The organism is Buttiauxella sp., from assembly GCF_049686335.1.
Lineage (GTDB): Bacteria > Pseudomonadota > Gammaproteobacteria > Enterobacterales > Enterobacteriaceae > Buttiauxella.
Genome location: NZ_JBAVHX010000023.1, coordinates 47,065 through 66,196, shown reverse-complemented (window position 1 = coordinate 66,196; position 19,132 = coordinate 47,065). Strand labels below are relative to the sequence as shown.

Sequence of the window (19,132 nt, the reverse complement as noted above, 5' to 3'; positions counted from 1 at the left end):
AAGAACCAGGCGTAAAGGTTAAAGCCGGGTGCGAAGCACCCAGGCCTGATTCTAAAAAATCTAATTGTCTGCTTATGCGCGCAGTTTGACGTCGATCGCGTCCTGGGAGCGCGTGCTGCGATGGTTTTCATTGTGCTGACGGCCAGAGACATCCAACACTTCCTGGTTATTCACCAGCTCACCCAAGGTGATGTTATTTAAAAAACCGGTCAGACGGTCGCTCAGATCGCGCCACAGCGCGTGAGTCAGGCACTTATCGCCGCCCTGACAACCACCTTTACCCTGGCAACGCGTCGCGTCAACAGATTCATCTACGGCGCTAATGACTTCGCCAACCGCGATGCTGTTAGCTTCTTTACCTAACAGATAACCACCGCCTGGACCACGTACGCTGGCAACCAGGCCATTTTTACGCAGGCGGGAGAATAACTGCTCCAGGTAGGAGAGAGAGATTCCCTGACGTTCTGAAATATCAGCCAGTGGTACTGGACCTGATTCGGAGTTCAACGCAACGTCAAGCATTGCGGTCACGGCATAACGTCCTTTAGATGTCAGTCTCATGTCTTACTTAACCTCAAATTGCCCCTCGAACCGGGGGTTTTTTATAAATGTGATTGTCACATAGCAGGCCGCAAGTCTGACATTCCCGAGTAAATTGGTCAACTATTTAACCTAGTAATTTACTCAAGTATTATTTGCCGGATTTTTTCTCGTTTTCAATAGAAGAAAGCATGCCGCGCAGGATGTTAAGTTCCTGAGTTTCCGGGCGTGCACGAGTATATAAGCGGCGTAATTTACTCATAATCTGACCCGGATGGCTGGTGCGAATAAAGCCGGTTTTCAGCAGAACTTGTTCCAGATGACCGTAAAAACGCTCGAGATCGTCAACCGACGGATACTGAGTCTGGTCTTCCACAACCGGCGCTTCTTTGCCTTCTTCTTGTGTAGCAAGCCATGCAATTCGCACTTCATAAGCGAGGATTTGCACTGCCATCGCCAGGTTAAGCGAGCTGTATTCCGGGTTTGCCTGAATCGCAACGTGATAGTGGCATTTCTGCAGTTCGTCATTGGTTAAGCCCACGCGCTCGCGGCCAAAAACAATCGCCACTGGCGAATCTTGCGCTTCAGAAATACTCTTTACACCACATTCGCGTGGATCAAGCATCGGCCATGGCAGCGTACGAGAACGTGCGCTGGTGCCAACCACCAGGCTGCATCCCGCCAACGCTTCGTCCAGCGTGTCGACAATTTTAGCTTCGCCGATAACATCACTGGCACCCGCCGCAAGCGCGATGGCCTGTGAGTCAGGTTTAACCAGCGGATTTACCAGCCAAAGATTTGTCAGCCCCATGGTTTTCATCGCACGAGCTACAGAGCCCATGTTGCCAGTATGAGAGGTTTCAACCAGCACTATACGTACGTTTTGCAGCATTATTGACTCATAGCCTGAAAAGATTATCGCGTTATCCTATCATAACCCTGAGACATATTCCGAACGCTCTGCTATACTCCGCCGCGTTTTCCCGTTCTTTAACATCCAGAGAGAGACCGATGCATCCGATGCTGACCATCGCCGTGCGCGCAGCGCGCAAGGCGGGCAATTTAATTGCCAAGAACTACGAAACCCCTGACGCTGTAGAAACGAGCCAGAAAGGCAGCAACGATTTTGTGACTAACGTCGATAAAGAGGCTGAGCGCCTGATTATCGAAATTATCCGCAAATCCTACCCGCAACACACCATTATCGCTGAAGAATCAGGCGAACTGGCGGGTACCGAGCAGGATGTGCAATGGGTTATCGATCCTCTGGATGGCACTTCAAACTTCATCAAACGTTTGCCGCACTTCGCGGTATCTATCGCTGTTCGTGTTAAAGGCCGCACCGAAGTTGCTGTGGTTTATGACCCAATGCGTAACGAGTTGTTCACCGCTGTTCGTGGTCAAGGCGCACAGTTGAACGGTTACCGTCTGCGCGGCAGCAATGCTCGTGACCTCGATGGCACCATTCTGGCAACGGGCTTCCCATTCAAGCTGAAGCAACACGCCACTCCTTATATCAACATCGTCGCTAAACTGTTCACCCAGTGTGCAGACTTCCGTCGTACCGGTTCAGCAGCACTTGATCTGGCCTACGTTGCGGCTGGCCGTGTTGATGGTTTCTTCGAGATTGGTCTGAAGCCATGGGATTTTGCAGCAGGCGAACTGATTGCTCGCGAATCGGGTAGCCTGGTGTGTGATTTCACCGGCGGCCATAACCACCTGTTGACCGGCAACATCGTTGCAGGTAATCCGCGCGTTGTTAAAGCTATGCTGGCAACGATGCGTGATGAACTGAGCGAAGCGCTGAAGCGTTAATCTTTAAAGCCCTCACCCTAACCCTCTCCCCCAGGAGAGGGAATATTCCCCCCCAGCTCTCTGGAGAGGGAACATTTTTTCCCAGCCCTCTGGAGAGGGAACATTTTCCCCCTCGCCCTCTGGAGAGGGAACATTTCCCCCCAGCTCTCTGGAGAGGGAACATTTTTTCCCCCTCTCCCTCAGGGAGAGGGCCGGGGTGAGGGTTGTTTTAATCAAACGCTAAAAAGGTCTAATCCCCCGCACGACCGGTTGAGCACTCAGCCACATCACTACCGCAGCTAATACCAGAATTGTGCCCCCCGCTAAAGCCAGTGTCGCCCAGGCCACTTGTCGCCATAAAACCGGTGCTTTATTACCGCTCATGCGCACTGCCAGATTTCGGAATCCATGGACCAAAAATGCCAGCCCTGAAATGGTTATTGATGTGCCTGCCGCCATGGTCAGCGCTGACAACATCCCCCAGCTATATACGCCAGTCACTTTGCTAAACAACAGCACCATGATGGCACCGGAACACGGGCGCATGCCCATCGATAAAACAATCATTAACCGGGCGCGCCAGTCCTCTCCTGCCTCAAGCTGCTTTTCTGTTGGCAAATGCTGATGGCCACACCCGCATTTCTCATCGTGAACATGATGTGGCGTGAAGCCGGTAAAACGCGCAGGTTTGCGCAGCACCTTTCGTAGATTTCGCCACGCGCGGGCGCACAGCATCAGTCCTAAAATACCCACCAGCAAATAACTGCCTTTCTCCAGCCAGAAACTGCTCATATGCAATTGTCGCGACGGTAAGGCCAGTAACCCCAGCACCACCGTCACCAGCCCAATCGCCACCAACCCTTGTAATAAGGAAGCGGCAAAAGTTAGTTTGAGACTGCTTTTCAAACGCGAAGGATGGGTGGCAAGCCAGGTGGTAATCACCACTTTGCCATGTCCTGGCCCCAAAGCATGAAGCACGCCGTAGACAAAACTAAATGACAGCAGCGACCAGCCCGCTCGCGTTGGGTTTTCAGCAACCTCACGCAACAGCGCACTCATTTGCTGGTTAATCGATTTCTGCCACATCGCGCTGTTAAGGATGATTTGCGGCCAGAAGAGCCACAGGCTGTAGAGCCCAATCGCGCAGGTAAGCAGGAAAATCGCCAGCGGCCACAGTTGTAACCAGCGGCGTGAGTGAGATCTGGCGGAAGGCATTACTGACATTGCAACGTCACCTGTTGAGCAAATTGTTTACCCAGTTCCATATCTTCTGGCGGTGCATCGGCTTTATCTAGCGACAAAGCAAACGCCTGCATATCCTCGGTGGGTTGCGGTGTTTTCACTGAGATTTTGCATTGTGACGCTAATGTTTTCGGCACGCTGGCATCGGACGGATGGTCATAACTCATATCGACAAAATAGGTCGGGTCAAAGGTTGCGAACTGGTAGGTTTGCCCTTTTAACGGCTGCGGATGTGCCAGCGGTAAAATAAAGGTCAGTACCGCCTGATGCCCTACCCGTGCGAGCCCGTACTCTGGCGGCAAATTGTTAAATGTCACTTTCTCGCCGTTGTGCCAGAATTCAGTGAAATAATGTTGCCCTAAAACATTCGCCATCACTTCGGCGGCAAGCTTCTTCCAGACCGGTGAATCGGGCTTTGCATCACCCGCGTCATACAGTAGATCCGCTGAAGTAATTTCATCCATCGTCCACTGCATTTTCAGACCGGTAAGCTGGTCGTTTTCGGTCATGACGGTGGTCACGAGCGTAATAAAGCTGTGCGGATGTGCCAAAGCCATCGGGCTAAAAAGCGCCGCACTCAAGGCAAAAAACGCAATTCTGTTACACATTTTCCCGCTCATTATTCTCTCAAACTTAAAATTCTGTGAGCCAGTCAGAATTCCGTAATTAAAAAGCTCAAATGGGACTCTCTACGACAAAAGGTTTAGCTACTCTTAGCATTAATCACCTTTGACTTGGTTATGCGGATGATGACACTGCTTTCCCCACCACCATCTGTACTCTCCAGTCCGCAGCGTCGCTGCCACCTGCTTTTGTTGCTCTATATACCGGGCCAGACGGTCACTCCGGAGATCCTCGCAAGGCTCAACGGTGTTGACGACATCAAAACCCTGCAAGATATAGCCGACACGAGCGATGAAATCCAGCGCTATCACCGGCTGAGTCTTATCACACAACAGGATGGTAGCTATCGGATTGAGGGCACGCCTCTGAATCGCCGCCTGTGCTTGTTGCACTGGTTACGTCGAGCATTGCGCTTATGTCCGCACTTCGTGCAGCAACATTTTACTCCAGCACTCAAAACCCAGCTTAAACAGCAAGGGATCCTGACCGCCTTGTACGATGAAAAGAATCTCCAGGCGTTGGTTAGCCTGTGTGCAAGGCGCTTACAGCGGCAGTTTGACACCCGCGACGTGCAGTTTATAACGCTGTTTTTGCAGTACTGTTTGCATCAACATCATGCGGGGATTACCCCAGAATTCACTGAGCAGCAACGGGCATGGACGCAGATGCGCCCGGAGTTCTTAGCAGCGCTTGAGATTGCCCGCCACTGGAAGCGCCGTGTGCTGCAATCGGCCAATGAAAACGAGCAATTATTCCTCGCACTGTTATTCCTTTTATTACGCATGCCCGACCCGATTAACGATAGCCATCATCAGGACTTACGCCTGCGTACCGCGATTTCCGGAATGATCGCGCGTTTTCGTGAACAAGCAGGGATGTCGTTTAGCGACGAACAGGGTCTGAGCGACCAGCTCTATATTCATCTGGCTCAGGCGCTGGATCGCTGCCAGTTCTGTATCGGCATTGATAACAGTTTGCCGGAAGAGATTACCCGACTGTACCCGCGGCTGATGCGCACCACGCGTGAAGTTTTCAGCGAGTTTGAAACGCATTATGAGCTGCGTTTTTCTGACGAAGAAGTGGGTCTGGTGGCCGTGATTTTTGGCGCGTGGTTAATGCAGGAAAATGACCTGCATGAGAAGCAGGTGCTGTTGCTCACCGGCAACAATCTGGAGCTTGAACAAGATATTGAACAGCAGCTACGTGAGCTGACGTTGCTGCCGCTCAATATTAAACATCTGACGATTCATAGCTATCAAAAGGAGGGAGCGCCAAAAGAGGTGGTGCTGGTGATTACGCCCTACTCCACCACTCTGCCACTCTACTCGCCACCGTTGATTCACGTCACGCTGCCACTGGGTGACCACCAGCAGCAGCAGATACGCAAGATTATCGAGTGTTAACGCAGTATGAAACAGGGCGCGGGCGAATAAACAATGCCGGAACAGCAACTAAGGCCATCATCCAGAACACCCCGCCCTGCATATGCTGGTAAAGGTAGCCGGAGAACATTGTCATAATGGCAATACCGCCGCCCATTGCCACCGCCGAATAGACCGCCTGTAGACGAATCACTTCATTGCCTTCACGCGCGGAGATATAACGCATCGCCGCAAGGTGGCAAACGGTGAAGCTACCACAATGCAGGATTTGCGCGGCAATCAGCCACGGTAAATCGGTCGTATACGCCATCAGGCACCAGCGCAGAATACCGCTCACGCCAGAAAGCAGCAGCAAATCCCGGGCGCTCCAGTTGCGGAACAGCTTATTGCTGAGGGCAAAAATCACAATTTCAGCGACCACGCCAAGGGACCACAAATAGCCCACCACCGAGGCGGAATATCCCGCGCCTTGCCAGTAAATGGCACTGAATCCGTAGTAAGCCGCGTGCGCGCCTTGCAGCAAGGTTACACAGGCCAGGAAACGCCACGAACCGAGCACCAGTTTCTTCCAGGCAGGCCAACCCGCACCTTCGCTATGTCGGGTTTCTCCCTGCGGCATCACCGATGGGCGCAACATCATGCCGATAAGCATCGACGCGACCCCGATACTCAACAGCACCAGAATCGCCTGATAGCTAAACAGGCTGACCAGTTTGCCGGTCATGGCGGAACCGATAACAAATGCCAGCGATCCCCACAGCCGCACACGGCCGTAATCCATAGTGATTTGGCGCTGCCAGGTGCCGGCCAGTGCATCAGTCAGCGGCACCAGCGGTGAGAAGAACAGGTTAAAGCCGACCATCACCACCAGCAGCCAGGTGGCGGTTTGCCCGAACCAGAAGGCGACGGCAAAAATCAGCGTAAGTAAGGCAAGTAAACGTAAGGCAAAAACAAGTCGGGAAGGATCGGTAACTCGAGGAGCCAGTAGCAAACTACCGAGGAAACGGGCGATTAACCCTGCACCGAGCAACAACCCTATGGTTTCAGGCGGCAAGCCAACTCCAGCAAGCCAGACACTCCAGAAGGGTAGAAAAATCCCGTAACTAAAGAAGTAGGTAAAATAACTGAGCGCAAGCCAGCGCGTTGAATGCAAAACCATGATCCCTCCCGTTTTGGAGGCGTTAGTGTCGCCGAGCGGTGGCGAGCTTGCAAGCAATCATTAACAGACTAATAACATCCGGAAACTATTGTTTTATAACTCAATATATTCAATTCAACGCGTCCATTTATTTTTATATAAACAGTGAAATTCAATCTGTCATCTTTTCCATTAGAATCTCGTTCCGTTAAATCGAACAAAAGTTTGAAGCTGTCATGTCTAATACCATTCTCTTCAGGGGTTTGATCCTGATTCTGTCGATGCTCACGTTACCGGCCAATGCCACTGAGACATCCCCTGCTGATGCAAAAAACGACATGATTGAAGACAGTCATGAAGGAAGCGAGTCAGATAAAGACAAAAAGGCCGCGCCCTCTCCGTGGTTGTTCGTTCCGCTATTCAGTTCCAGTCCAAAACTCGATACCGCAGCAGGGATGATGGTGGGCTACATGCACCGCTTTGATGAGAAGTCGCGCCCTTCTCTGTTCGGCGTGTCGGCCAAGTACACCACTTCAGAATCCTTGATTGCCAACGCTTTTGCCAAAACCTCTTTTGGTGAAGACAAGCACCGTATTCTGGGTGGTGTGATGGTCGGGGATATTAACAACGACTACGAAAATTATCTCGGCTCCGGCAAGCCATTGAGCACCAACGATAACTACAGTTTCGCATTTTTGCGTTATCTCTATCGGGTTGAGGGCGACTGGTTCCTCGGGGCGCAGGGCGCCTATTCCAACTATGAATTGCAAGGACAAGATCCCACCTCCAACGAAATCCTCGATGAAATGGGGTTAGTCGGTTACAAGTCCGGCGGTGTGGGTGCCGTCGTGATGCACGACTCCCGCGACAACGACTTTAAAGCCACCCAAGGCTGGTATCTCAACGTCAATAATATGGCCTATCGGGAAGCGTTGGGCGGAGAACAAGACTTCGATATCTGGCGCGTCGATTACCGCGGCTACTGGCAACACGGCGATGGCAACGTTTTCGCCGTGCGCAGCCGCCACCAGTTTTCCAACGATGCCCCTGCGGGGGCTTACTCTCCGGTTTATATGCGTGGTTACACACCGGGTGAATATCTCGCACAGCACATGTCCTCCATAGAAGTTGAGGAGCGTTACAAACTGGCTGACCGCTGGACCGCCACGGTGTTTGCCGGTGCGGCATGTTTATATGGCGACTCAACCAGCGGTGAGCAACTCAACTGTGGGGACAGTGAAAACTTATATCCGGCGTGGGGCGCAGGCGTGCAGTACCTGCTTAAACCCGAAGCGGGGATTGTGGTGAATCTCGAGTACGCCATGGGGAAAGATGATAATCAGGGGATCTATTTAAAGATGGGTTATAGCTTCTGATCCCCATGATTAAAGGTTCATGCGCGCATCAACTCAGCTAATCGCAATTTCCATTTTCATCGCCGTTGATTGCTGACGTTGCAACAACACCAGCCCCGGTTGCCCGTCCATATTGTGGGCATTCACCGGATGGTTTTGTGGTTCAAGACAGATAAACGGTTGGTCAGCCATACGGAACACCATCAAATACGGCGTCGCGCATGTTAGCTGCACGCACATGCCGTGGTGCTCAATCAACGCGTTGCCACTCCAGCCGGAAAAACCGACATTCAGCCACTGATTGTACGGGATTTTTGGCGCGATGAAATTCGTTTGCGGCGTGAGTTTGCCACACCATTGTTCCGGCAAATGATCCTCACCCTCCGGCCAGAATCCCGTCGCCGCAAACTGCACATGGGTATCAGGCGTGAGATGAAAAAACGGATGAAAGCCCAGTCCGTATAGCATCGGCTTCTCCGCCCTGTGCATCAACTCAAGTTCCGCTATCAGGCGCGGCCCGTGCAACCGGTAAATGAGCCGGGCCTGATAATCAAAACCACAGCAGTGGCGGCTTTCAAGCGTGAGCGTGATTTGCACAGCGTCATGCGATTCAACCTGCCAGGTTTTCAGCCAGCCATCGCCGTGAAGGAAGAATTGCGCATCCGCTTCGCTGTCCGGCAGCTCAACGGTTTCCCCAAGCAGCGGGAACGCATTCCCGGCGACGCGATTTGCCAGCGGCAACATCGGGAACAGCGCTTTTCCTCCGGCATACAGAATCGGCTGTTGATGTTTTTTCGAATCGAGGCTGAGAACTGCCGCCCCTTGCGGGGCGACGGTCAAACGCAGAAATTCATTTTCGAGTAATAAGGTTTTCATCGCTTAATGCGTCACTCTTTGCGCACGGGCTTTCGCCTCAGCACCGTATTGATCCGCCATACGTTTTTCCAGTGCTTCCAGGCTGACACCTTTGGTTTCAGGCACATAACGACGCACGTAAACAAAGCCCGCCGCACAAATCACACCGTACAACAAGAAGCTGCCTGCGGCACCCAGACTGGCGTTTAATAACGGGAAGGTGTAAGTCAGCAGGAAGCACGCCACCCATAGCGCCAGTGTCCCTAAAGACATTGCCAGCCCGCGCACCCGGTTCGGGAAAATCTCTGAAAGCAGAACCCAGGTCACCGGTGCCAGCGTCAGTGCGTAAATCGCAATCGCCGCCAGAACCAGGATCAACACCGGCAGCCCCATAATACCCAGGCCATATGCCACACCGATTAACGCATAGATAATGGTTAAACCCGCCGCGCCAAACAGCATCAGTTTGCGGCGACCAATTTTGTCGACCAACGGTAATGCGGCAAGGGTGAAGATAAGGTTAATCAAACCGGTAGCCACAATCGATTTAAGCGTGCTGTTGATATCAAACCCGGCGGAGGCAAAAATCTCCTGCGCATAGTTGAATATCACGTTAATCCCGCACCATTGCTGGAATACCGCGAGCACCATCCCGATGATAATGATCGGCTTGACCTGAGGCTGCCACAACGCGCTCCAGGACACTTTTTGCGTGTCTTTATTCAGGGTTTGCAGAATGTCATTGAGTGTCTCATCGGCATATTGCTGATTGCCAATACGTTTAAGCATTTGATGAGCACGTTCATTTTTACCGGCACGAGCCAGCCAGCGTGGTGATTCTGGTACAAAGAACATCAGCACTAAAAATGCCAGAGCCGGAACCAGTTCCGCACCAAACATCCAGCGCCAGCCGACCTGACCATTCCAGCTTTCCGTGATTTGCTGCATCGTCGCAGTTGAGGTCACCGGTTCGGCAATCATCAGGTTAATCAACTGGGCTGCCAGCACGCCCACCACTATTGTTAACTGGTTGATGGCAACAAACTTACCGCGTTTTTCCGCCGGGCTGACTTCCGCGATATACATCGGGCTTAGTGCAGAAGCCAGGCCAATACCCACGCCCCCAACAATGCGGTACACCACAAACATATCGAAGCTACTGGCCATCGCCGTGCCCCAGGCCGAGGCGCTAAATAAGATAGCCGACAAAATCAGCGGCGCTTTACGCCCAAATTTGTCGGCACTCCAGCCCGAAATTAATGCGCCAAAAACACATCCCGCCAGTGCAGAACTCATAGCCCAGCCGGATTGTGCGGGATCGGTAATTGAAAAATAGGCTTCGTAGAACGGTTTCGCCCCACCTATCACCACCCAGTCGTAACCAAACAGTAAACCTCCGCAGGCGGCGACCAGACAGATAGTCCAGACATAGCCCATGCGTAATTGTGTCTGCACAGTATTCATCGTTATTCCTCATTTCAATCTTGTAGAGATACAGAGGCCAGAAAAGCAGGTTTTGTAGGGTGGATGAGCGTAAGCGCCATCCACCGTTTACACCGATTGTGTCGGATGACGCTCACGCTTATCCGACCTACGAATTTTTATCCCGCTATTTATTGTTATTCGGCAAACACACCGCACTGCACAGCAAGCTGCAGCAGATGCGCTTTGTCATGAGCCGGGTTTTGCGACAACAAGGTTTTCAGCGCTGATTCATACGCGGGATATTCCTCCAGTCCGAGATGCCCAAGGGCGGTAACAAACAGGCAGTGCTGCTGGTGAGCGGATTGACGGTCAGCATCCAGCGCGACTAAATCGGGTAGCGATACCGCGAAGAAATCAGGTTCGGAGTGATCGTTCACATGCTTATCCGCCCAGGTAATAAAGCGACGGAAATGCTGCTGGGCTTTAACTTTTTCGCCGGTTTGCACCAGCGCCATCGCCTGGTAGAACAGATAATCGACAGGCTGATCGTTGTAGTAACGTCCGGCTTCCAGAGTGGAACCGCCTTCCAGCGCGCGGGCGAAAAAGCGCTGAGCGCGTTCTGGCTGTTGCAGTTGCTGCGCACACCAGCCCAGCAGATACCAGATATCGTTATCGCTCTGGCCGACTAAACGCCCTTCGCCGAGATTTTCAGGGTAACTCAGTGCTTGCTGAAGTAACTCTTCCGCCTGTCCAAACTGCTTATCGGCAATCGCCGCCAGCGCTCTGCGTTGCAGGTTAATCAGATACTGCCCGGTGACTTTGCCCTCCCCGCCTTCCCATGGATGGAATTTACGTTGAGCCAGCACCTGAGCCGCAGCGTCAGTTTCGCCATGAATGTTCCACAAGCTGAGTAACTCAGCCGTCAGGTCGTCACGTTTAAGCACCACATCCCGGCGAGCCGCGAGGTTCTCCAGACGCTGCTTCGTTGAGCGACCCGTGAGTTTTTGCAGATAATCGAGTTCAAACAGGAAGCGAGCGTTATCCGGTTCAAGCTCAACCGCGTGTTGCAGATACTGTTCTGCCAGTTGCGCGTCGTGCAGTTTATTCCAGGCATGAATGCCTAAAACACGCTGCACCGCACCAAACTCAGGCAACTGATGCGCGGCAAATTCCCAACAGGTGACGGCTTCGCAGTAACGGCGTTTGCTGTACCAGAAGCAGCCCAACAGATATTGCGCGAAGCCATCGTGCGGCAGACGTTGCAGCATCTGCACTTCATCGAGTGTGTTAGGGAATCGCACTTTGCGAGCAAAGCAGTCCTGCGCTTGTTTCACGTAAGCAAGTTGCTGTGCGTGGTCGGTTTCTAAAGCCGCTTGCCACAGCAGCGGCATCGCTTCCTGGGAATCGAGAATGCTCAACATTTTTTTAGCGGCGGTTTCATCACCTAAACTCACCAGCCATCCCGCCAGCACACTGGCGTTGACTCCGCGACGCCCGGTGACGCGCACCAGTTCAGCTTTGTCAGTTTCGTTTTGCGTCATCGCCCAACGTGCGTAATGCAGTACGTAACTGAGGGGATATTCTTCAAGCTGCTGTGCAATCCATTGTTGTGCCTGTGGCGCGCCCCCCGTTTGCTGCAACAGCAGCGCTTTTAGCCCCATCGCCAGATTATTGCTGCCATTAAATTTCAGGCTTTGATTCACAAACACCAGCGCCTGAGCGGCATCACCTTTTCGCAAAGCCAGACGGGCGAGTGCGTAAAATGCCGCATCACGGCAATTACCGCTCCAGCTCGCTTTAAAGTAATCATCAAATGCGCCTGCGAAATCACCCTGCCGCTCTTTTGCGGTACCGCGCAACATGCTGGCATCGCCATTTTGCGGATTCTTATTCAGACGATGAGCGCGTTTCAGTGCCGCATCCGCCAGCTGTTCGGCAACCGCCCAGTTAGCACGGTTTAACTCAAGCTGCCCTAATGCCACATTGCAGCGATAATCTCCGGCATCTAACGCCAGCGCGCGCTGGTAGTAATCGAATGCCGAGCGGCTGGCATGCAGGTATTGCTCCAGATGCTGGCCGATAAAATAGAGTTCATCACAGTTGGAGATTTCATGCGGTTTGGCGGGAACAGAAGCGGGCTGCGGCAGCGGTAAATCCTCTGCAATGTGCTCGCAATAACTGAGGATCAGGTTGCCTTGCGCGTCACGAAGATTCAGCGTTAAACGCTGCGGCCAGCTGTCCTCAACAAAATCCTGCCACGCCTGCGCGGGCTGTAGCGTCAGCGACGTTTTCCAAAGCAGGCTGCCTGCCGATTCAATTTCAAGGGTGGCGTCAGTGAGTGGCGCAATGGCGTAGACACCCAGTTTGAGGTCGCCATTGTGGCGCTCCAGTTTGATGGCCGCCTGCGTGTTGGCATTCTGCAAAGTGCCGAGCTGGCTATACGGCAGGAAATTCTGTACGAATATTTTCTCTTCATAAGGCGCAATCCAGGTGAAATCCGGCTGGTTGTCGGTGAACACGCCAGTCATCAGTTCAATGTAGGGGCCATTTTCGTCGGTGAGATTCCGATCCCAGGCCTGGCCGAAATCGCAGTTGCCCCAGGTCCACTGTTTTTTGCCGGGGGAAACATGGTGATCGGCGATGTGCAGCAGACCGCCTTGCTCGCCGTGATGGTATGCGCCGACAAAATCGTAATCTGATTTATCCGCCATATACGACGTTGGAACGGGAATGTTTTTGTAGCGCGAGATATCGACACCAGCGGAATAGTCGACTTTATAGTAAGTCCCGTGGGCAATCGGGAAAGCAGAAACATCGCGTTTGCCGTGGTCAAATACCGCCGTGACGTCTGGTGGAAACACGCTTTGGTGCTCATCGCCGCCTTTAACTGCGGGGTTCGCCCACCATAAGAAATGGCGTGGTGTGGCATTCCCGTTGAACACTTTACCGGTAATTTCGATCAGTGCTTTTTCCGGATACAGCGTAAAGCCGGTCATCACCTGCAAGCCACGCATCGGTTCCACCTCGCCGAGCCAGACCGTCTGCGCGCCGTTTGCATGCTTCTGGAACGTCACATCTACTGGCATAAAGGTGGTTGGGCGGTGGTGCTGTGGCCAGTTAAATTCAATACCGCCAGAAATCCACGGCCCCACTAATCCCACCAGCGCCGGTTTTACCACTTCGTTGTAGTAAACGAAGTCGCGCTCCATCACTTTGTCATAAGCGCGGTGAATACGACCACCCAGTTCCGGGAGCAACATGACCTTAATAAAGTCGTTCTCAATCCATACAGCTTTGTAATCACGCATCTCACGCTTGCCGGTGAGCGTGTCAATCACGCCGTAAGGATAAACTGCACCTGAAGATCCCTGATACACACGGTTTTCCAAAAACATCGGATTCGGGTCTTCCGCACCGGTAGTCCAGGTGGGTAAAGCAATAGTCTCTTGCCAGACGTTAACGGCTCCGTACATTTCGCATCTCCAGTAAACAATCAACAGTGAAATAGGATATGTTTGGAGTGTAGGGAACTCATCGCGGCTTAAAATGCTTAATGCTCACGCAATATAGTTAACGGAGTTAAGTTAAATGCAGACTTCAGGGTTGAACAACCAACGGGTGAGACAGATTAATCGTCAGACCCTGATGAAGCTGGTGTGGCAACATAAGCGGCTCAGTAAGTCGCAGTTTTCCCAGTACACCGGTCTTTCGATCCCGGCGGTGAGTAAGATCCTTGAAGAGTTAGTTGCGGATGGAAAGCTCAGCCATTCCAGCGAAAACCTGAGCAATCGGGGCATTAACAGCGGTAGTTACCAAATCCCTTCCGACGGTGATTTCATTCTTTGCATGAATGTGACCCCGACCAGTATTGAAAGCCAACTTTGCGACGCCCAGCTTTCGCCGCTCGGGGAATTTACCGCTATTCATATCAACGCCGCTACGCCGCAAGCGTTGCTGGCTGCCATCGAAAGTGTCTGGCGCAGCCAGGGTAAAAGCTGGCCAAAAAAGACCATCAATTTAGCGCTGGCTATTCACGGGCAAGTCGACCCGATTACCGGCGTTTCACAAACCATGCCGCAAGCGCCGTGGAAGAGCCCGGTGGAAATTAAATATCTGCTGGAAGAAAAGCTCGGGATTTCCGTGCGCGTGGATAACGACTGCGTGATGCTGGCGTTGGCTGAAAAATGGCAAAACCCCGCGAGCCGCCAGGATTTTTGCGTCATCAATGTGGATTACGGTATCGGTTCTTCGTTTGTGATAAACGGGCAAATTTATCGCGGCAGCCTGTACGGAAGCGGGCAAATCGGCCATACGATTGTCAATCCCGACGGAATGGCTTGCGACTGCGGAAGATACGGGTGCCTTGAAACCGTGGCTTCGCTAACGGCGTTAAAAAAGCAGGCTCGGATATGGTTAAAATCTCGCCCTTCAACTCCCGGGTTAGACCCTGACACTTTAACGTCCACGCAGTTAATTACCGCCTGGCATGAAGGTAACGAACAGGTGCGTCGCTGGGTGGAAAATGCCGCTAACGCTATCGGACTGAGCTTGTATAACTTCCTCAATATTCTGAATATCAACCAGATATGGTTTTATGGCCGCTGCTGTGGATTTGGAGATGAGTGGCTTGCGACCGTCGCCAGGCAAATTGGCTTTAACCCGTTTGATCACGGCAACGCGGTAAAAGCCAATGCCACACAAATCAATTTTGGCCAGTTGACTCGTTCGCAGCAAGTGATGGGAATTGGCTATTTATATGTTGAAAGTACGCTTGAAGGTGAATAGATAATTTATAACGCTATTTTTCATTATATATATTCACCCAGCCAATACATATAAACAAGAGAACTTCAGGAAACATGAGCGTGTTTCCTGAAGATCGCCGCATCACTCTTAAAATATTAGTAATCGCTGTTTAGTTAAATATAAACCCCCGCGCAAGTTTCCATTATTTTTAATCCTCTACGCTTAGCCTCCTTCGGCATATCAGTTTAATTTACCGAATACCTTTCCGAGTTAATTGTTCCATTAACACAGGAGTGACTCCAATGGAATTAGCCCGATCAACTGAAGGTTCTAACGCTGAAAAAGAGAGATATCCACGCGACAAAGTGTCCTGGACTACCGCCATTTCCTATGGCATAGGCAGTTATGGCGCAAATGTGATGTACGCCTTTATCGCTATTTACCTGATGTTGTATTACACCGACAGTTTTGGAATTAAAGCGGCCGCTGTAGGTTTATTATTTTTAATTGCTCGTCTGGTGGATGGTGCAACGGATATTGCCCTTGGGATCCTTGTGGATAATACCCACACAAAAATGGGTAAATTCAGGCCATGGATTTTGGTCGGCAGTATTCTGGTTTCCCTCACCACCGTGGCCTGTTTCCTTAGCCCTGATTTATCTGAAGCAGGAAAATTGGCTTACGCCTACTCCACCTATATTTTGTGGAGTATTTGCTTTGCGATTATTGATATCCCTTATTGGTCACTCTCTGCGGCAATCACTCAGGATCCGACGGAACGCAGCAAAGTCATCACCATCCCTCGAACCATTGCCACTTTTGGCTTTCTCTCCGTCAGTGCGGCAACCTTATGGCTGGTTAAATTTGTGGGGAGTTGGGCAGGCGTGGCGGTTATTTACAGCGCTATCTTCTTAATCTGCATGTTGATTACTTTCTTTGGTGTCAAAGAAAAATATTCCGTACCGCGAAAAGAGCGTCAAAGTTTTAAAGGGTTCTGGACGTTATTAAAACAACATCGCCCTCTTCGCCTGTTGTTGGTAGGCATGTTTTTATTAGAAATGATTGGCGTTATTCGTGGCACATTCCAACTCTATTTCTTTATTTATAATTTGAATGCGGAAATGATGCTCGGTGTCTTTCTCACCGTGTCGATGATTGCACAGGTTGCCGGAGCGGTAATTTCACCGTTTATCTCAGCAAAAATAGGCAAGAAGAACACTGCGATATATAGCAGTACTGTGATGGCTGCTGCATGTATGTTGCTGTTCTTTTTCCAGACCAATATCACCTTTATTTTCATCATTGGCGCACTGGCACCATTCTGTGGTGGCATCGGGCAAATATCGCTTTATTCGATGGTGGCAGACTGTGTGGAATATGGAGAATGGCGCAGTGGCAACCGTTCCGAAGGGATGGTTTTCTCTCTCAATATATTTAAGACCAAATTATCCGGAGCTATTGGTGGAGCTATTGGTGGTTTTATGTTGTCCTGGGCAGGGTATATCCCCCATCAGGTGCAAGCTGCTGAAACCGCAATGTGGATTGGCCTGTTATTTACCTTAATTCCCGGCGCATTAACGCTCATAAGTCTGATCCCCCTTTCCAGATATGAAATCACTGAGAAACGCTTTTACGAAATCCTTGAGGATATTCATCAACGTAATACCCATCCGCATGTAGAGGTGAAATCATGATTACCTGGAATGCCGAACAGCAGGTGTTTCATCTGCATAACCCACTGATTAGCTACGTGATAGGGATTGAACACCAGCGCTTTCTGGTGCATTGCTATTGGGGCAAACGCGTTACCGCTTTTCACCCGTTTCATGATTACCCGAAACTTGATCGCTCGTCATTTTCGCCGACCCCTGCCCACTGGCAGGACAGAACGTTCTCGCTCGATACCGTGTTGCAGGAATATCCTGGCCACGGCGCGGGAGATTACCGCGAGCCCGCTTATGAAGTGCGCTATGCGGATGGCCACCAGGTCAGTAATCTGCATTATGTTTCGCATCAAATCCTGACGGGCAAACCACACCTTGAAGGCTTACCCGCAACCTGGGTGGAAACGCCGGATGAAGCTGACACATTGATCATTACCCTCGCCGACCCAGTGACTCATCTGCAGGTTGAGCTGAGCTACACGGTATTTCGCTGTCTGCCGGTTATTACCCGCTCCGCACGCATTATTAACCAGAGCGATAAACCCTTAAGGCTGCTACGCGCTCTGAGCTGCTCGATAGATTTCCCTGATAGTGACTATCAGCAGATTCAGTTTCCGGGAGCCTGGGCGCGGGAACGTAGCCTTCATCGCCAGCCACTCAACCCTGGCATCACAGTGCTGGACAGCAAGCGCGGTGCCAGTAGTACCCATCAACAACCGTTTATTGGTCTGGTGCGCCCGGAAACCACGGAGATGCAGGGAGAAGCATGGGCGCTGCATCTGGTGTACAGCGGGAACTTTACCGCCCGTACCGAGGTTGATGCGTATCGCCAGACACGAGTCATGCTGGGCATTAACCCGCACGGTTTCGGCTGGCAGTTGCAGGCTGGAGAGAGCTTCCAGACGCCGGAAGTGGTAATGGCGTGGAGCGAGAGCGGTCTTAATGGCCTTTCTCAGGTGCTGCACCGACTTTATCGCGACAATCTGGTGCGCGGACAGCATCGCCATCTGGTTCGGCCGATTCTGGCCAACAACTGGGAATCCACCTACTTCAACTTTAACGAGGAAAAACTACTGCGTTTTGCCCGCAATGCAAAACAGCTTGGCGTGGAGCTGCTGATGCTGGATGACGGCTGGTTTGGCAAGCGCGAGGACGACACCTCATCGCTTGGCGACTGGTTCGTCAACCAGCAGAAGTTTCCCAATGGCCTGCGCCCGTTAATTGATCAGGTTCACAGGCTGGAGATGAAGTTCGGTTTGTGGTTTGAACCGGAGATGATTTCGCGGCGCAGTGAGTTATTCGCGCAGCATCCCGATTGGGTGCTCAACGCCGGGGACCAGCCACTTTCGCAAGGGCGTAATCAGTACATTCTTGACTTAGGTCGCCCGGAGGTGCGGAACAACATTCTGACGCAAATGTGCGCATTCCTGGAGCAACATCCCATTGATTACATCAAGTGGGATATGAATCGCAATATGACGGAGGTGGGCTCGACGACCGCAAGCCCCGAGCGCCAGCAGGAAACGGCTCACCGTTACATCCTGGGTCTGTATGAGCTGCTCGATGCGCTGACGACTCGTTTCCCGCACATTTTATTTGAATGTTGCGCGGGCGGAGGTGGGCGCTTCGACCCCGGAATGTTGCACTACATGGCCCAGGCCTGGGTGAGTGATAACACCGATGCGGCTTCACGGGTGCATATCCAGTACTCAACCAGCCTGCTCTACCCGCCGATTATGCAGTGCGCGCACGTTTCGGAAGTCCCGAATCATCAGATGGGGCGTTCCACCAGCATGGGCATGCGTGGCGCTGTTGCGATGAGTGGCAACTACGGCCTGATGCTCGACCTGATGCGCAAGGATACTGAACGTGACGAAGCGGTCTGTAAACAAATTGCTTTTTATAAACAGCACCGTGAATTGCTGCAATTTGGCACCTTCTGGCGCCTGGTAAGCCCCTGGGAAAATGCAGATTTTGCTGCGTGGATGTTCGTTTCGCAGGATAGAAGTGAAGCGCTTCTGATGGCGTTTTCTCTGGTCAGCCAGGCCTCTGCGCCGCACCGCTTAGTACGCCTTGCCGGGTTGGATGCCGACGTTATTTATCAGATAGACAACCAGCCGCAGCAGATTGGCGGGGATGAGCTGATGTACAGAGGGATGTATATCGACCCGCCGCTCAGCCGCGATTATGTCAGCCGTATCTGGCATCTGAAGCGCCTGCCATAGCTTTTTAGGGGGCTAATCGCCCCATTCTTTACTTATTCTAAACCCAAAATAATTCGAGTTGCAGCCAGGCGGCAAGGGAGCAAATCCCCAGGAGCTTACTTGAGTAAGTGACTGGGGTTTGTGAGTGCAGCCAACACCCCTG

General features: G+C 51.9%; 14 protein-coding genes. 6 read left to right on the top strand and 8 right to left on the bottom strand.

Annotation, left to right across the window (positions count from 1 at the left end; genetic code table 11):
* Positions 1-72: 72 nt before the first annotated feature.
* Together iscR and trmJ are read right to left on the bottom strand one after the other, a co-directional pair.
* A complete protein-coding gene (gene iscR, locus WBL83_RS15820; RefSeq protein ID WP_183270206.1) occupies positions 73-561 on the bottom strand; it encodes a Fe-S cluster assembly transcriptional regulator IscR in 489 nt (162 codons plus the stop codon).
* Between the two features lie 130 nt (positions 562-691).
* Positions 692-1,432, bottom strand: a complete 741-nt coding sequence (gene trmJ / locus WBL83_RS15815; protein ID WP_424590048.1) for a tRNA (cytosine(32)/uridine(32)-2'-O)-methyltransferase TrmJ — start codon at positions 1,430-1,432, stop codon at positions 692-694.
* Positions 1,433-1,551: 119 nt separating this feature from the next.
* On the opposite strand from trmJ, the gene suhB reads away from it, so the two are divergent.
* Positions 1,552-2,355, top strand: coding sequence for an inositol-1-monophosphatase (gene suhB, locus WBL83_RS15810; protein WP_424590047.1), 804 nt, complete (start codon positions 1,552-1,554; stop codon positions 2,353-2,355).
* Positions 2,356-2,574: 219 nt separating this feature from the next.
* Here the strand turns inward: suhB and WBL83_RS15805 are convergent, their stop codons facing one another.
* Positions 2,575-3,558, bottom strand: coding sequence for a nickel/cobalt transporter (locus WBL83_RS15805; protein WP_424590046.1), 984 nt, complete (start codon positions 3,556-3,558; stop codon positions 2,575-2,577).
* Positions 3,549-4,184, bottom strand: coding sequence for a DUF1007 family protein (locus WBL83_RS15800; protein WP_424590045.1), 636 nt, complete (start codon positions 4,182-4,184; stop codon positions 3,549-3,551). Before WBL83_RS15800 ends, WBL83_RS15805 begins: the two co-directional genes overlap by 10 nt.
* A 138-nt stretch (positions 4,185-4,322) precedes the next feature.
* On the opposite strand from WBL83_RS15800, the gene csiE reads away from it, so the two are divergent.
* Entirely contained in the window at positions 4,323-5,603 is a 1,281-nt protein-coding gene (gene csiE / locus WBL83_RS15795; protein WP_424590044.1) for a stationary phase inducible protein CsiE, read from the top strand.
* On the opposite strand, the gene WBL83_RS15790 is transcribed toward csiE, so the two are convergent.
* Positions 5,590-6,741, bottom strand: coding sequence for a 3-phenylpropionate MFS transporter (locus WBL83_RS15790; RefSeq protein ID WP_424590043.1), 1,152 nt, complete (start codon positions 6,739-6,741; stop codon positions 5,590-5,592). The genes csiE and WBL83_RS15790 overlap by 14 nt on opposite strands.
* A gap of 215 nt (positions 6,742-6,956) precedes the next feature.
* Here WBL83_RS15790 and WBL83_RS15785 point away from each other — a divergent pair, with 215 nt between their 5' ends.
* Positions 6,957-8,096, top strand: coding sequence for a hypothetical protein (locus WBL83_RS15785; RefSeq protein WP_424590042.1), 1,140 nt, complete (start codon positions 6,957-6,959; stop codon positions 8,094-8,096).
* Positions 8,097-8,129: 33 nt separating this feature from the next.
* On the opposite strand, the gene WBL83_RS15780 is transcribed toward WBL83_RS15785, so the two are convergent.
* The 3 genes from WBL83_RS15780 to WBL83_RS15770 all read right to left on the bottom strand — a co-directional run bounded on the left by WBL83_RS15780 (position 8,130) and on the right by WBL83_RS15770 (position 13,828).
* Complete coding sequence (locus WBL83_RS15780; RefSeq protein WP_424590041.1) at positions 8,130-8,951, bottom strand: aldose 1-epimerase; 822 nt, start codon at positions 8,949-8,951, stop codon at positions 8,130-8,132.
* Between the two features lie 3 nt (positions 8,952-8,954).
* On the bottom strand, positions 8,955-10,394 hold the full coding sequence (locus WBL83_RS15775) for a sugar porter family MFS transporter (RefSeq protein WP_424590040.1): 1,440 nt from the start codon (positions 10,392-10,394) through the stop codon (positions 8,955-8,957).
* Between the two features lie 155 nt (positions 10,395-10,549).
* The gene (locus tag WBL83_RS15770; protein WP_424590039.1) at positions 10,550-13,828 is read right to left on the bottom strand and encodes a DUF5107 domain-containing protein; all 3,279 of its coding nucleotides are present in this window, start codon (positions 13,826-13,828) and stop codon (positions 10,550-10,552) included.
* A gap of 115 nt (positions 13,829-13,943) precedes the next feature.
* On the opposite strand from WBL83_RS15770, the gene WBL83_RS15765 reads away from it, so the two are divergent.
* The 3 genes from WBL83_RS15765 to WBL83_RS15755 all read left to right on the top strand — a co-directional run bounded on the left by WBL83_RS15765 (position 13,944) and on the right by WBL83_RS15755 (position 18,990).
* Positions 13,944-15,140 (top strand): ROK family protein, encoded by a 1,197-nt coding sequence (locus tag WBL83_RS15765; protein WP_424590038.1) that lies wholly within the window; start codon positions 13,944-13,946, stop codon positions 15,138-15,140.
* A 263-nt stretch (positions 15,141-15,403) separates the two neighbouring features.
* Positions 15,404-16,795, top strand: coding sequence for an MFS transporter (locus tag WBL83_RS15760; protein ID WP_424590037.1), 1,392 nt, complete (start codon positions 15,404-15,406; stop codon positions 16,793-16,795).
* On the top strand, positions 16,792-18,990 hold the full coding sequence (locus WBL83_RS15755; RefSeq protein ID WP_424590036.1) for an alpha-galactosidase: 2,199 nt from the start codon (positions 16,792-16,794) through the stop codon (positions 18,988-18,990). Before WBL83_RS15760 ends, WBL83_RS15755 begins: the two co-directional genes overlap by 4 nt.
* Positions 18,991-19,132: the final 142 nt, after the last annotated feature.